Genomic DNA, 14,514 nt, shown 5'->3' with positions numbered 1-14,514 from the left:
TGCCATGACCATGGTCCAGATTCTCTGTTCGGTGGCCGTTCCCTTGCTGTGGGGTTATCAGTTCGTCGTCATCAAAGTGGGGGTGACGGAGTTTCCGCCGCTGTTCTTTCTCGCGCTTCGATTTCTGGCCATCGCGCTGCTGCTCGTTCCGTTCGTCAAAAGGCCGACGCGTCGACAGCTCGGTCACATCGCAGTCATTTCCGTTTTCCTGGGCGGCCTGAACTTCGGGCTGTTCTATGTTGGTCTTGGGCTCGGCTCGGGAAGCATGTCAGCCGTCGCCTATCAACTCGCCACGCCCTTCACCGTCCTGTTGGCGTGGCCGCTGCTGGCGGAGAAGCCGTCCCTCTCCACATGCGCTGGAGTAGGGCTTGCATTCGCCGGCGTGGTCGTGCTGGCGGCCGAGCCGGGTCTGACGGCAAACGTGCTTCCGCTGCTGCTGGTGGTTGGCGCAGCCTTCGCATTCGCGGTGTCCAACGTCCTGACCAAGCGCTACGGCCCTTTTGAACCGCTGATGCTGATGGGATGGTCGTCGCTGCTCACCGTGCCGCAAGTCATGGTCATGTCGTCGTTCCTCGAATATGGCCAGGTGGCGAGCCTTGCCGCGGCGGATGAACGCGGATGGCTGGCGCTCGCCTACACGGTCTTCATCGGCGGAATTGTCGGGTTTGGCGTCTGGTTCTGGTTGATCGCCCGCTACTCCATGAGCCGCGTCGCACCGTTCAGCCTGCTGCTTCCGGTGTTCGCCTTGATCTCGAGCGTATTGTTCCTGGACGAGCGGATGACACCGAAGCTGATTGCGGGCGGGCTGCTGGCGATCACCGGCGTCGCGATCACACAAGTGAGGCCGAGCGCTCGGCCGATTTGAAGCGGCGGCTCAGCTTCGTCGCACCGCGTTGCCGCTGACCAAGAGCTGCGCATAACCTTGCGTCCCGTCGCGCGTCAGGTCCGATGTCACCGGCTTGACGTGATCGAGCCCGATCACCGCGCCGCGCGGGGTGCCGGAGATCATGTTGTTGCTGACGAGCGCCGTGCCCGCGCCCGGAACGACGGACACGCCGACGCCCGCGAGCGCATTGCGAATGACGTTGCCGGAGATCACCACGTCCCTGAGATATCGGCCCCAACCGGCGACAATGCCGTAGGACGGGGCATTCTCGACCACGTTGCCGGTCACCGAGGAGTCCGCCTCGACATAGATCCCGATGCCGGCATCGTCGTCAGGTGCTGTGCCGATCGGCCGCTTCGGGATCAGATTGCGGATGATGTTGCCCTGGACCACCGCGATGCGGCCGCCTTCGTTGAAGTTGCAGACGGAGACGCCGAAGGCGGCACCATCCACCGTATTGCCTGAGATGACGGCGCCCTCGAATGCGAACTCCGAGTAGAGCGCGACCTCGCGCACGTCGCTGACGCTGTTGTCGACGATCTGGATGTTCGAGGCCGAGTTGCCGCGCACTGCCGAGTAGTCGCAGTTCCTGATGCGGTTGCCGCTGATGATGACGTTGCCGGCGCGAAAGGCGTTGATGGCGTTGCCGTACTGGCCCGAGCCGCCGGGGCCGGCCTTGATGTCCTCGATCCGATTGTCGAGCACCATCGTGCCGTCGTCGCCGATCGCAGTGCGCAGGATCTCGATGCCGTTGTCGCGGGTGCCGTTGATGGTGTTGCGCGACACGATCAGGCCGAGCGCGTCGAACGACACGATGGCGGTGACCGCGATGTCGGTGATCACGTTGCCGCTGACGTCGCCCGAGACCTGCTCGAGCCAGATGCCGCTGCCGCCGGAGCGGGTGATCTCGCAATCGGAGATACGGGCGTCGCGGCTAGCGGCGACATGGAGCAGGCCGCGGCGCTGGGGCAGGGCGATGCCGCCGCCGTCGAGCGCGATGCCGCTGACGCCGAGGCCGTCAGCGCCTTCTGCTGACAGCATCGACGGGCCGCCACCGGTGAAGACGAGCTTGGTGGCGCCGCGGACGCCGACCAAGTGGCTGCCCCTGGCGAGGCGCAGCATCGAGGTCCGGTAGGTGCCTGGCGGCAGCGCCAGCGGCGCCTGCGCGCGGGCGGCCTCGTCGATCGCACGCTGCAGCGCGCGAGTCTGGTCGTCGGGACTGTTGGGCTTGACGCCATACTGTGTGGCGTCGCGCCCGAGCGCGGAGATCAAGGGGGCGGCCTGTGCGGCATCCGCCGGCAAGGCCAATGCCCCGGCGGCGCCGGCAGCCGATCCAGCCAGAATGCGGCGGCGATTGACATCCATGGTCAGCGTCTCACGCAAAAGATGATGTGCGGCCACGACTTAAGCTGAAAGTCTCAATGCTGATGCTGAGGATGAGCGCCTGCGCCCGGGATTGTTGGCGGTAGGGTTAAATCTTCACGTCAGATCGCCGCCGGCGGTGGGTTGCCCGTCGAACCGCCGAGCCCCTCCCGAGGGAACCAATGGGACTCGGGGACATTGTTCCCGCAATGGATCGGCGAGGAGAGGGTCATGCATCTGTCCAATGAGAGTCTACTGGTTATTCTGTTCGTCGGCATCGTCGCCGGGTGGCTCGCGGGCCGCGTCATGGAGGGCGGCGGTTTCGGCCTGATCGGCGACCTGGTCGTCGGTCTCGTCGGCGCCTTCATCGGCAACTGGCTGTTGCCGCAGCTCGGCATCCATCTGGGCGTCGGACTGGTCGCCGCGATCATCAACGCCTTCATCGGCGCCGTGGTCCTGCTGCTCCTGCTGCGCCTGATCGGCGGGGGATTTGGCGGTCGGCGCCGTTGGAGCATCTGACACAGTGCTGACGGTCAGCGGTCATACGGTCATACCACTATCGACGTCAGCTCGTGCGACAGGTCGCCTGTCGCACGAGCTTGACCAGCTCCATCAGCATGGCTTCGCCGGCATCGACCAGCCCCTCCAGCGTGACGCGCGAACTGCCGTGCGGCAACGCCGAGCCGGCACGCGGCAAGGGAGGAATGTGGATGAAGGCGGCGACCCGCGGCCCTTCGGCGGCCTTGGTCGCCTCGATCGCGCGCCAGCTCAGATAGTTGCAGAGATAGCTGCCGGCATCGCGCGAGGCCCGGGCATCGATGCCGGTGGCGCGCGCCGCGCGCAGCAGCCGCGCCATGTGCGGACCGAACGTCGCCGGATGTGCGCCCGGCGCGATCACGCCCTTGCGCGCGACGTGGCGATCGGCATCGGGGAAGGTCGTGGTGATCGCATTGCGCGCGCGGGTCTCGATGCGCAGGTATGATGTTCGCCCGGCGAGGCCGAACATCAGGAGCGCATGCGGGCGCCGCTCGGCGATCAGGGCGGGCAGCTCGCGATCCACGGTCGCATAGGTCACGTGAAAAATGTGGCTCGTGATGTCGACGTCGTCCAGCGCCGGCCGCCGCAGCTCCGACAACCGCTTCACCAGCGGCATGGTCGGATTGGACGGCGCGCCGGGAAACGGGCCGAAGCCGGTGATCAGGATGCGCGGCCGCTCGCTCATGTCAGCATCTCCGCGAGCTGCTCGGCGGCGAGCGCCGGCGCGACGCGGCCCTCGGCGACGTCGGTCTCCAGCTTCTTCACTTTCGCGCGGACGGACGGATCGGTGCGCAGCCGCGCCATCAGCCGCTGCTCCAGCATGGTCCACATCCATTTCACCTGCTGGTCGCGCCGCCGCGCGGCGAACTCGCCGGAGGCGATCATCGCCTTGCGATGATCGAGCACCTTCTGCCACAGCTCGGCGATGCCCGTCCCGGCCATCGCCGAATAGGTCACGACCGGCGGATGCCAGTGCTCGGAGCGGGGGCTGAGCAGATGCAATGCGCCGCGATAGTCGGCGGCGGTGATGTTGGCGCGCTTGACGTTGTCGCCATCGGCCTTGTTGATCGCGATCATGTCGGCGAGCTCGACCAGGCCCTTCTTGATGCCCTGCAGCTCGTCGCCGCCGCCGGGCAGCATCAGCGCGAGGAAGAAATCGGTCATGTCGCAGACCGCGGTCTCGGATTGGCCGATGCCCACCGTCTCGACCAGGATCACGTCGAAGCCTGCGGCCTCACACAGCAGCATCGCCTCGCGGGTCTTGGCGGCGACGCCGCCGAGCGTGCCCGACGATGGCGAGGGGCGGATGAAGGCGTGCTCGTGATGCGACAGCCGCGCCATCCGCGTCTTGTCGCCGAGGATGGAACCGCCGGTGCGCGCGGAGGAGGGATCGACCGCGAGCACCGCGACCTTCTGGCCCTGTCCGATCAGGAACATGCCGAGCGCATCGATCGTGGTGGACTTGCCGACGCCGGGCGAGCCGGTGATGCCGACGCGGATCGCGTGCCCCGTCTGTGGCAGCAGCGCCTGCACCAGCTCGCGCGCGGCGGCCTGATGGTCGGTGCGCCGGCTCTCGACCAAGGTGATCGCACGCGCCAGCGCCGCGCGGCTGCCGGCGCTGATATCGTCGGCCAAGGCCGTGGTATTTGGCGAAGGAGAACGAGAGGACATGCGCCCGTTATAGCGGATGCGAGCGGCCCGGCCAGCTAGTTCTCCTCCGCATCCCCCTTCGGCCTCGCGCCGCCGAAGATCGCCTGCCCCTCCGTGCTGAGATAGGGCTTCAGCGTTTCCCAGGGCACGAAGGCGACATAATCGCCCTCCGCGTAGGCGCCGACGGCGTAGGGCGGATAGTGGAAGGTGAGGCCCGAGCTCTTGCCGGCCAGCGTCGAGGGCGCGAGCGTGACGGCGCCAATGCCGAGCAGCTTCGGCTCGACGCTCTTCAGCCACCACTCGTCAGTGTCGCCGGCGTCGCGCGCCTTCTTCTCTGCCCGCAGCGAGGCGATGATCGCCTTGCTGATCGCGGTCATGGTCGGACCGTTGTCGGCGGTCTCGTTGAAGAACGGGCGGATCGAGATGCGCTTGGCGGCGGCCTTGTCCCAGAGGATGGTGTCGACCGTCCGGTTGGGATGGGCGCCATGCGTGTCCATGTAGTCGTTGCGCAGCACGCTGACATAGCGATCGGCGACGATCGAACGCACCGAATAGTCGCGGCCATAGGTGTAAGGGCCGTCGCGGAACAGTTCCTTGTCCGCCTTGTAGTCCTTGGCGGCGTCCGCGGCCTGCTTGTCCATCCACTTGCGGCCTTCGGCGAGGCAATTCGCGGCGAGCGCCGGATCGGCCTTGATGTCGGCACTCAGCGTGACGCTGGCCTCGGCGGCCTTGGTCTTGATCGACGCATCGGGCTTGGCTTCGGCGGCGATCGCCGGCGAGAGGGTGAGCAGGCCGAACAGGGCGGCGACAAGCAGCTTGGCAGAATACATGAGACTTGTGATCCGGGTTTGGTGGTCTGTGCGCGCACGTACCGCAAAGGTTCGATCGTGCCCAGATCGAACGCGCGGCGATTGATTACAGCGCGTCAATAGCTCGACGCTCTCAGGAATGGACGCAAGACAAGGTCGAGATTCCGGGTTCAAGGCCTTTGGCCTTGCCCCGGAATGACGGTGGGGTGTGACGCAGTCGGACTACTCCGCCGCCTCGCTGTGGCCCAGCCGCGCATTGAGCTTTTGGATCAGCTCCTCGGCGGCGTCGGCGATGACAGTGCCCGGCGGGAAGATCGCCTCGGCGCCGGCCTTGTACAACGCGTCGTAATCCTGCGGCGGCACCACGCCGCCGACGATGATCATGATGTCCTCGCGGCCCTGCTTCTTGAGCGCGGCCTTCAGCTCCGGCACCGCGGTGAGATGGGCGGCCGCCAGCGACGAGACGCCGAGAATGTGCACGTCGTTCTCGACCGCCTGCCGCGCCGCCTCGTCGGCGGTGGCGAACAGCGGCCCGATGTCGACGTCGAAGCCGATGTCGGCGAAGGCCGACGCGATCACCTTCTGGCCGCGGTCGTGGCCGTCCTGTCCGATCTTGGCGACCAGGATGCGTGGCCGGCGGCCCTCGGCCTCCTCGAACGCCTCGATCAGCGCCTGCAGCTTCTCGGCTTTGCCGGACATGGCGGCGATCTCCCGCTTGTAGACGCCGGTGATGGACTTGATCTCGGCGCGGTGGCGGCCGAACACCTTCTCCAGCGCGTCGGAGATCTCGCCGACGGTGGCCTTGGCGCGCGCCGCGTCGATCGCGAGCGCCAGCAGATTGCCGTTGCCGTCACCGGCCGAGCGCGTGAGCGCCGCCAGCGCCGCATCGACCTCGGCCTGCTTGCGCTCGGATTTGAGCCGCGACAGCTTGTCGATCTGCAGCCGGCGCACGGTGGAATTGTCGACCTTGAGCACGTCGAGCGGCGGCTCGTCGGTCGGCCTGAACTTGTTGACGCCGATCACCGACTGGCGGCCGGTGTCGATGCGGGCCTGGGTCTTGGCCGAGGCCTCCTCGATGCGCAGCTTCGGCACGCCGGCCTCGATCGCCTTCGCCATGCCGCCGAGCTCCTCGATCTCCTGGATGTGGCCCCAGGCCTTTGCGGCGAGGTCGCGGGTGAGGCGCTCGACATAGTACGAGCCGCCCCAAGGATCGATGATGCGCGTGGTGCCGCTCTCCTGCTGCAGGAACAATTGCGTGTTCCGGGCGATGCGGGCGGAGAAGTCGGTCGGCAGCGCCAAGGCCTCGTCGAGCGCGTTGGTGTGCAGCGACTGGGTATGGCCTTGCGTCGCCGCCATCGCCTCGACCGCGGTGCGCACGACGTTGTTGTAGACGTCCTGCGCGGTCAGCGACCAGCCCGAGGTCTGGCTGTGGGTGCGCAAGGACAGCGAGCGCGGATCCTTCGGGTTGAACGGCTTCAGGAGCTTCGCCCACAACAGCCGCGCGGCGCGCAGCTTGGCGACCTCCATGAAGAAGTTCATGCCGATCGCCCAGAAGAACGACAGCCGCGGCGCGAAGCGGTCGACGTCGAGACCTGCGGCGATGCCGGCGCGCAGATATTCGACGCCGTCGGCGAGCGTATAGGCGAGCTCGAGATCCTGCGTCGCGCCGGCCTCCTGCATGTGGTAGCCGGAGATCGAGATCGAGTTGAACTTCGGCATCTTCTGCGAAGTGAAGGCAAAGATGTCGGAGATGATCCGCATCGAGGGCGACGGCGGATAGATGTAGGTGTTGCGCACCATGAACTCTTTCAGAATGTCGTTCTGAATGGTGCCCGACAGCTTTTCCGGCGGCACGCCTTGCTCCTCGGCGGCGACCACGAACAAAGCGAGGATCGGCAGCACCGCGCCGTTCATGGTCATCGACACGCTCATCTGGTCGAGCGGAATGCCGGCGAACAAGGTTCGCATGTCGTAGATCGAGTCGATCGCGACGCCGGCCATGCCGACATCGCCGCCGACGCGCGGATGATCGGAATCATAGCCGCGATGGGTGGCGAGATCGAACGCGACCGACAGGCCCTTCTGGCCCGCGGCGAGGTTGCGGCGGTAGAACGCGTTGGAATCCTCCGCCGTGGAGAAGCCGGCATATTGCCGGACCGTCCAGGGCTGGTTGACATACATGGTCGGGTAGGGACCGCGCATAAACGGCGCGATGCCCGGCCAGGTGTCGAGGAAGTCGATGCCGGCGAGATCGGCCTCGCCATAGGCCGGCTTCACCGGAATGCCTTCGGGCGTGAGCCACGGCTCGGCGTGGCCTGCGGGAGCCGGCGTGGCCGTGGGCTCAAACGCGATCGCGGTGAAATCGGGAATGCGGCTCATGGCCTGGCGTCCTCGTCTCTCAATCATGGTCCGGATGCTGATGGCTGACGATGGTCGCCATCTTCTCCGGTCCATAGTTCTGTTGTGTCGTCTGGCTCGGCAGATTGGCGATCGCGACCACCCAGCCAAGTCGCGACTCCGAGCCATATTGTCGCGTCGGCACCACCCGGTCCGGCCGGTCGAAGCTGCCGGTCATGATCTCGATCCGCGGCCCATCAATACGCCCGAAGCCGAGCGGCGTGCCGCAGGCGGGACAGAAGAAGCGCTCGGCGATCGTGGATGAACGGAACGCGGCGGGCTGACCGCGCGTCCAGGCGAAGTGCGCGCGGTCGATCTCAGCGAACGAGGCGAACGGCGCGCCGGAGGCTTTCTGGCACATCCGGCAATGACAGATGCTGACCTTGTTCGGCGTGGTCTTGAACGCGAAGCGGACGGCACCGCATTGGCAGCCGCCGGTCAGGAGAGGCTTGGTGTCGTCGGTCATGCTCACTCCAGATGCGTATAGGCGTCTTCGAGCGTCTTCAGCGCGTCGCCGCCGGCGGACACGAAGCTGCCGATTCCGGCCTCGCGCAGCGCGGCCTCCTGCTCGCCGCCGCGGCCTGCCAGATAGATATGTCGCGCGCCCGCGGCCTGAAGGGCCTTGGCCGCCGGAACCGCGGCGTCGGCATAGACCTTGTCGGACGAGCAGAGGCAGGCGATGGCGGCGCCGGAGGCGCGGAAGGCGGCAGCCAGCGCGGCCGGATCCGAAGCGCCCGCGCCATCGATCGCCGCGATGCCGCCGGCCTCGAAGAAGCTGCGGGCGAAAGTCGCGCGTGCGGTGAAATCGGCGGCGGTGCCGAGATTGGCGAGGAAGATCGAGGGGCGCTGTCCCTTGCTCTTCAACAGGGCGTCGGAGCGATCACGCAGCTTCTCGAACCCGTCTGCGAGACGGATGGGCGCGAGCGCCGTGAAGGTGAGCGCAGCCTTGGCTGTCGCCTGCGGAGCCAGCGGTGCAACCGCTTCGACCGCGACCTCGGCCTCGTTGAGATTTGGAAACTCGCTGGCGCCGGTCAGCACGTCGCGACGCCTGGCGATGTTGGCATTCCGCGCCGCCTTCACCGCGGCGACCTTGGACTGGATCAGCCCAGCCTGCAAGGCAGCCACGACGCCACCGGCCTTTTCGATCTCCTGGAACAGTGCCCAGGCGGTAACGCACAACTCGCTGGTCAGCGCCTCGATGCCGCCGGCGCCGGCGGAGGGATCGGCGACGCGGGCGAGATTGCTCTCCTCCAGCAGCACCAATTGCGTGTTGCGGGCGACACGGCGCGCGAATGCGTCGGGCAGGCCGAGTGCGGCCGTGTGCGGCAGCACCGTCACGGCGTTGGCGCCGCCTAATCCGGCCGCGAACGTCGCAATGGTTGCGCGCAGCATGTTCACGTAAGGGTCGCGCCGGGTGAGCATGCGCCACGCTGTCTCGCCCGAGATGAAGAGCGGCTTCGGTGCCAGCCCGCACGCTTCCTCGATGCGCGCCCACAGCCGCCGCAGGCTGCGGAATTTTGCCAGCGTGAGAAACTGATCGGTGTCGGCGGCGAGCCGGCCATAGATCATGCCGCGCGCGGTCTCGAGCGCGATGCCTTCGGCTTCGAGCGCCCGCAGATAGGTGACACCAGAGGCGAGCACGAAAGCGAGCTCCTGCGCCTCCGATCCGCCGGCGTCGTGCACGACCCGGCCGTCCGCGGCGAAGAACGGGCCTTTGAAGCCGGCCTCGTGCAGTTGCTTGACCAGCGCGCCCGAGTTGCCGCCGAGCATCGATGCGTCATGTGAGGTTGCGCCGCGACTGGCAGCATCCCCGATCGGATCGAGGCCGAATCGGATGTCGCAGCCAGCGGCCTCGACGCCGCGCTGCTTGACGTAGTCGGCGAGAAGCGAGGCGGGCGAGACCGATTCACCGAGCTGCAATTCGATTGCAATCGCAGCATCGAGATGCACGCCGTCGAGCGCGCGCGCCACTGCGTCGGCGCTGGCGGCGAGGCCGAAGCCGTGTGCGGCATTCGACCCGGCGAACACCAGCGACAAGCCGGTCGCGCCGTTCTCGAGGTCGATCAGCGCCTGCGCATTGGCCTTGGCCGGATCGGGATGATCGACGCGCTGCATGATCTGCCATGGCGCCGATGCTGAGCGGCCTGCGACCGGCGCGGCATGCTTGGCGCGCGGATAGATCGGCTGGATCTGGAGCCCGTCATAGGTCTTGCCGACCAGCTTCTCGAAAGCCGCGCCCTTCAGCACGCCATCGACCAGCTTGCGCCAGTCCGCTTCGCTGGCCGGAGCAAAATCGGCAGCCAGTCGCAGATCGTCGGTCTCGGTCGTCATGTCGGCACGCGTCTCCCGGGGCGTCTGTTATCGCGATTGTTGTGGCGCAAAATGCCACGTCAGGGGGGCCAAGCCAAACGGTTGTTTGGCCGGAGACGTCAGCTATTCGGCTGGCAGCGGCCGGATTCCGTCGCGCGAAACGGCGCGCAGGGCCTCATCGACGCGGCGGCCGGCAATCTGTCGCGCCGGCACGATCTCGGCCAGCGGCACCAGCACGAAGCCGCGTTCGAACAGCCGGGGGTGTGGCAGCGTGAGATCGGGCGTGTCGATCGCGAAATCGTCATAGGCGATCAGATCGAGGTCCAGCGTCCGCGGACCCCACCGCGTCTCCTGCGCGCGATTGCGGCCGAACATGCGCTCGACCTGGTGCAGAATGCCGAGCAGCGGCCGTGGGGGCATCGCGGTCGCGATCTCGATGCAGGCATTGATGAAAGGCGGCTGCTGCTCCTCGCCCCATGGCGGAGTGATGTAGTCGGACGACCGCGCGACAAGCGCCGCCGAGGCGCGCGCACAGATCTCCGGAATGGCGCGCCGGAACGTCGCCCTGACGTCGCCGACATTGCCGCCGAGAGCAATCAGCGCGCTCGCCATTGCCGTCATGGATGCCGCGAGCGCGTCAGCACGACGCCGACATCCTCGAAGATGGCGGCGATCGGCGCATGCGGCTTATGCACCGTCACCTTGACGGCGCGAATGCGGGCGAAGGTCGACAGGATCGCATCGGCCACCGCGCCGGCCGCGCGTTCGAGCAGGCGGTAGTTGACATCCTTGAACGCCGCCGTCGCGGTCTCCACCACGTCGGAATAGGACACGGTGTCGGCGAGGCGGTCGCTGCGCGAGGAGTCGGACAGATCGGTGTAGAGCTCGAGGTCGATGACGAAGCGCTGGCCGACCTCGCTCTCATGCTCCATCACGCCATGACGCGCGTGGATGAGAACGCCCTTGATGAAGATCGTATCGGTCATCCCAGTGCCTCGATTGCCGCGGCCACGCGCACGGCCTGAACCGTCTCGGCGACGTCATGCGCCCGGATGATTGCAGCACCGCGCCGAGCCGCAATCAGATGCGCCGCGATCGAGCCGCCGAGCCGCTCCTGCGGCTCCGACGCCACCACGGTGCTGATGAAACGTTTTCGCGACGCGCCGACCAGCAGCGGCAGCCCGAAGCGCGCGAATGCGTCGAGCCGCGCCAGTGCGGTCATGCTCTGCTGCGCCGTCTTGCCGAAGCCGATGCCGGGATCGAGCACGATGTTACCAATGGGGATGCCGGCCTTGGCGGCGATGTCGAGCGAGCGCGCGAAGAAGCCCAGCATGTCTTCGATGATGTCGATCTCCGGATCGACGGCAGCGCGGTTGTGCATCACCACGACCGGCGCGCCATGCGCCGCGACGACCGCGGCCATCGCGGGATCGCGCTGCAGACCCCACACATCGTTGGCGATCGCAGCACCATGGTTCAGCGCGTAGTCTACAACTTGAGATTTCATGCTGTCGATCGACACGGGGACGCCGAGTGCGACGATCGCGGGCAGGATCGGCTGCAGGCGCGCCAGTTCCTCCTCGGCCGTGACCGGCACCGCGCCCTTGTAGGGCCGGGTGGACTCGGCACCGATGTCGATGATGTCGGCGCCGGCCGCGATCATGCGCTCGGCCTGCGCGATTGCCCGCTCCGGTGCATCGAAACGGCCGCCATCCGAGAACGAATCCGGCGTGACGTTCAGGATGCCCATCACCGCCGGGAATGGACGCACCAGCCACGGCCGCAGCAGCGGGTGGCTCGACGTGAGGTCCGAGGCGGAGTGCGGCGAAATGGCGCTCATGGGCGCCGCTTTGCGCGGTTGCCACCGTCAAGTCAAGGTGTCGCGCGCGCACAAGCGCGGTCAATCTAGAGGCTGGTCAATAGCTGATCTTCGGCTCCAGCCGGCGCGCCTTTTCGATGAGCTGGCCGACCGACTTCTCCGACGGCAGGATGCGAACCAGCTTCCGCCGGGTGTTCACTTCCTTGATGTTCTGCGCCAGGCGGGCGGGGTTGCGGTGCGCCAGCTCGCGCACGGTGGGCACGCCGGCCGCGCGGACGAGGCAGACCTTGGCCTTGCCCATGCCGGGAATGCGCATGTAGTCGGCGGAATTTGCCCAATCGAGCAGTTGCTGCTCGCTGATGCCGGTCGTGGCGGCAAGCGCCTTGCGCCCTTTCACGGTCCGGGCGGCTTCGAGAAATGCGTCGGTGGTGCGGATGCCCAAAGCTTTCAGCTTGGCAGCATAGAAGGCCGTCATGCCTTCGAGTTCGGTGATCGGATATGTCATGATGCTCGGCGCGCGCGAAGGTGCTTCAGGTGATCTGGCCCAGGCGGTTGGGCTTTGGGCAACCGGCTCAGGCCGGGTGTGCCTGTCGCGATCGTGCCAACTGATCCGCTTCGGTTTGGTCGCGGCCGAATTTGAAAAGTTCACCGGCGGATCGCTGCTGCTCCCGTCGTTGCCGTCCATTGTCGCTGAGGAGGTCGGGCTCGGTGCCGATGATTTCAGCCACGACTCTACCGATGCCGGCCGTTCTGGCCAGCGGCTCAATCAACTCGTTCATGTGAACCCCGTATCATCCGGTCCCCCAAGACCGAACGTCCTCTCGCTGAATTCATCTTGATCGGACGATCCGTGAATTACAAGCGAGGAGCCGGCCCGGTGCGCGAATCGATTCGTGATCGACGATGAACTGTTGCAGCGATGCAAGACCAGATGTTGAATCCACGGCTCAAACCTGCGTATCCCGCAGCACCAATGTTAAGAAGAGTGCGTGTCGTGCGAAGAGGTAAGGCAGCCTGACCCTAGTTCCCATTCGCGAAACTCAACTATGTTACTGCACGAGATGCTCCGCTCCACGTGCGATGCGAAACAATCACTCTCGAAAGATGGATCATCATGGCACCATCCGGAAAATCCCTGGCTGATACCGACGACAAGATCTTCGTGGGAGCCGGTGAGCAGCCGGCCTGGTTGACGCTTGCGCTCGCCAATCGCCACGGCCTGGTCACCGGTGCAACCGGCACCGGCAAGACCGTCTCGCTGCAGGTGATGGCCGAAGGTTTTGCTCGTGCAGGTGTTCCGGTCTTCGCCTCCGACATCAAGGGTGACCTTTCGGGCATCTCGCAAACCGGCGAAGCGAAGGACTTCATCATCAAGCGCGCGACCGAGCTCGGGCTCACCTATCAGCCCGATCAGTTCTCGACGGTATTTTGGGATGTGTTCGGCGAGCAGGGCCATCCGGTGCGCGCCACCGTCACCGAGATGGGGCCGCTGCTGCTCGCGCGGATGCTTGACCTCAACGATGTCCAGGAGGGCGTGCTCAACGTCGCGTTCCGCGTGGCCGACGAGAACGGCCTCGCCCTGATCGACATGAAGGATCTGCGCGCGCTGCTCGACGCCATCATTCCGGAGGCCGGCAAGAAAGGCGCTGATGCCGACGCCGATCCGCTGGCGCCGATCCGGAAGGCTGCGCAATCGTTCGGCAACGTCACGCGCGCCACCGTCGGCACGATCCAGCGGCAGTTGCTCGTGCTCGAGAACCAGGGCGGCACGAAGTTCTTCGGCGAGCCGGCGCTGATGCTCACCGACTTCATGAAGACCGACCGCGACGGCCGCGGCATGATCAACATCCTCGTTGCCGACAGGCTGCTGGAGAGCCCGCGACTCTACGCGACGTTCCTGCTGTGGATGCTGTCCGAGCTGTTCGAGGAGCTGCCGGAGGTCGGCGATCTCGCCGAGCCCAAGCTGGTCTTCTTCTTCGACGAGGCGCACCTCTTGTTCAACGATGCGCCGAAGGCGCTGATGGACAAGATCGAGCAGGTGGTGCGGCTGATCCGGTCGAAGGGTGTCGGTGTCTATTTCGTCACGCAGAATCCGCTCGATGTTCCGGACCGGGTGCTCGGGCAATTGGGCAATCGCGTGCAGCACGCGCTGCGCGCCTTCACGCCGCGCGATCAGAAGGCGGTGGCCGCCGCCGCCGACACCTTCCGCCCCAATCCCAAGCTGGACACCGCCAAGGTGATCACCGAGCTCGGCAAAGGCGAGGCGCTGGTTTCGTTCCTGGAGGGCAACGGCACGCCGGCGATGGTGGAGCGCGTCCTGATCCGGCCGCCGTCGGCGCGGATCGGGTCGGTGACGCCGGAGGAGCGCAAGGCGGTCATCGCTGCGAGCCCGGTCAAGGGCAAATACGATACCGCGATCGACGCCGAGTCCGCCTATGAGCTGCTGCAGAAGCGGATCAGCGGAACCGCCGTGACGACGGAAGCCTCGTCCGGCAGCGTGCTCGGCAAGATCGGCGACATCGCCGCGACGATCTTCGGCACCAACGTCAAGCGCGGCCAGCTCTCGACGACACAGGTGATTGCGCGCAACGTCGCCCGCTCGGTCTCCGACAAGGTGGTGGGCGGGATTGCGGCCGATCTCGGCAAGCAGGTCGGCGGCTCCTTGGGCAGTTCGATCGGTCGCTCTTTGGTGCGCGGCGCGCTTGGGGGATTGCTGCGGCGATGATCCAGGCAGCGCTCTCCTT

Annotated in this window: 14 protein-coding genes; 3 read left to right on the top strand and 11 right to left on the bottom strand. The window is 66.4% G+C overall.

The window, feature by feature from the left end:
• The first annotated feature begins 4 nt into the window (after positions 1 to 4).
• Positions 5 to 865, top strand: coding sequence for a DMT family transporter (locus QX135_RS18615; RefSeq protein WP_315739886.1), 861 nt, complete (start codon positions 5 to 7; stop codon positions 863 to 865).
• Positions 866 to 874: 9 nt separating this feature from the next.
• On the opposite strand, the gene QX135_RS18610 is transcribed toward QX135_RS18615, so the two are convergent.
• Complete coding sequence (locus QX135_RS18610) at positions 875 to 2,251, bottom strand: TIGR03808 family TAT-translocated repetitive protein (RefSeq protein WP_316179193.1); 1,377 nt, start codon at positions 2,249 to 2,251, stop codon at positions 875 to 877.
• Positions 2,252 to 2,479: 228 nt separating this feature from the next.
• Between QX135_RS18610 and QX135_RS18605 the strand changes: the two genes are divergently transcribed.
• Positions 2,480 to 2,767 carry a GlsB/YeaQ/YmgE family stress response membrane protein gene (locus QX135_RS18605; RefSeq protein ID WP_315739884.1) on the top strand — a complete coding sequence of 96 codons (288 nt, stop codon included), beginning with the start codon at positions 2,480 to 2,482 and terminating at the stop codon, positions 2,765 to 2,767.
• Between the two features lie 46 nt (positions 2,768 to 2,813).
• On the opposite strand, the gene QX135_RS18600 is transcribed toward QX135_RS18605, so the two are convergent.
• The 10 genes from QX135_RS18600 to QX135_RS18555 form a co-directional block, all read right to left on the bottom strand.
• A complete protein-coding gene (locus tag QX135_RS18600; RefSeq protein WP_316179195.1) occupies positions 2,814 to 3,470 on the bottom strand; it encodes a pyroglutamyl-peptidase I in 657 nt (218 codons plus the stop codon).
• Entirely contained in the window at positions 3,467 to 4,456 is a 990-nt protein-coding gene (gene meaB / locus QX135_RS18595; protein WP_316179197.1) for a methylmalonyl Co-A mutase-associated GTPase MeaB, read from the bottom strand. Before meaB ends, QX135_RS18600 begins: the two co-directional genes overlap by 4 nt.
• 35 nt (positions 4,457 to 4,491) lie before the next feature.
• Positions 4,492 to 5,265 carry an RsiV family protein gene (locus tag QX135_RS18590; RefSeq protein ID WP_316179198.1) on the bottom strand — a complete coding sequence of 258 codons (774 nt, stop codon included), beginning with the start codon at positions 5,263 to 5,265 and terminating at the stop codon, positions 4,492 to 4,494.
• A 201-nt stretch (positions 5,266 to 5,466) separates the two neighbouring features.
• Positions 5,467 to 7,623 carry a methylmalonyl-CoA mutase gene (gene scpA / locus QX135_RS18585; protein ID WP_316179200.1) on the bottom strand — a complete coding sequence of 719 codons (2,157 nt, stop codon included), beginning with the start codon at positions 7,621 to 7,623 and terminating at the stop codon, positions 5,467 to 5,469.
• A 19-nt stretch (positions 7,624 to 7,642) separates the two neighbouring features.
• Complete coding sequence (locus QX135_RS18580; protein ID WP_316179202.1) at positions 7,643 to 8,107, bottom strand: GFA family protein; 465 nt, start codon at positions 8,105 to 8,107, stop codon at positions 7,643 to 7,645.
• Positions 8,108 to 8,109: 2 nt separating this feature from the next.
• Complete coding sequence (locus tag QX135_RS18575) at positions 8,110 to 9,972, bottom strand: methylmalonyl-CoA mutase subunit beta (protein WP_316179204.1); 1,863 nt, start codon at positions 9,970 to 9,972, stop codon at positions 8,110 to 8,112.
• Positions 9,973 to 10,074: 102 nt separating this feature from the next.
• The gene (folK, locus tag QX135_RS18570; protein ID WP_315739934.1) at positions 10,075 to 10,563 is read right to left on the bottom strand and encodes a 2-amino-4-hydroxy-6-hydroxymethyldihydropteridine diphosphokinase; all 489 of its coding nucleotides are present in this window, start codon (positions 10,561 to 10,563) and stop codon (positions 10,075 to 10,077) included.
• Between the two features lie 5 nt (positions 10,564 to 10,568).
• Positions 10,569 to 10,937 (bottom strand): dihydroneopterin aldolase, encoded by a 369-nt coding sequence (gene folB, locus QX135_RS18565; protein WP_009028138.1) that lies wholly within the window; start codon positions 10,935 to 10,937, stop codon positions 10,569 to 10,571.
• Positions 10,934 to 11,791, bottom strand: coding sequence for a dihydropteroate synthase (gene folP, locus QX135_RS18560; RefSeq protein WP_315798357.1), 858 nt, complete (start codon positions 11,789 to 11,791; stop codon positions 10,934 to 10,936). The genes folB and folP overlap by 4 nt, the downstream gene beginning before the upstream one ends.
• Positions 11,792 to 11,867: 76 nt before the next feature.
• Positions 11,868 to 12,275 carry a DUF4332 domain-containing protein gene (locus QX135_RS18555; protein WP_315739877.1) on the bottom strand — a complete coding sequence of 136 codons (408 nt, stop codon included), beginning with the start codon at positions 12,273 to 12,275 and terminating at the stop codon, positions 11,868 to 11,870.
• A gap of 609 nt (positions 12,276 to 12,884) precedes the next feature.
• On the opposite strand from QX135_RS18555, the gene QX135_RS18550 reads away from it, so the two are divergent.
• Complete coding sequence (locus tag QX135_RS18550; RefSeq protein WP_316179206.1) at positions 12,885 to 14,495, top strand: helicase HerA-like domain-containing protein; 1,611 nt, start codon at positions 12,885 to 12,887, stop codon at positions 14,493 to 14,495.
• Positions 14,496 to 14,514: the final 19 nt, after the last annotated feature.

This window comes from Bradyrhizobium sp. SZCCHNR1098 (genome assembly GCF_032489375.1).
GTDB lineage: Bacteria > Pseudomonadota > Alphaproteobacteria > Rhizobiales > Xanthobacteraceae > Bradyrhizobium.
The sequence above is the reverse complement of the archived record's forward strand: the minus strand, read 5'-3'. Positions and strand labels throughout refer to the sequence as shown.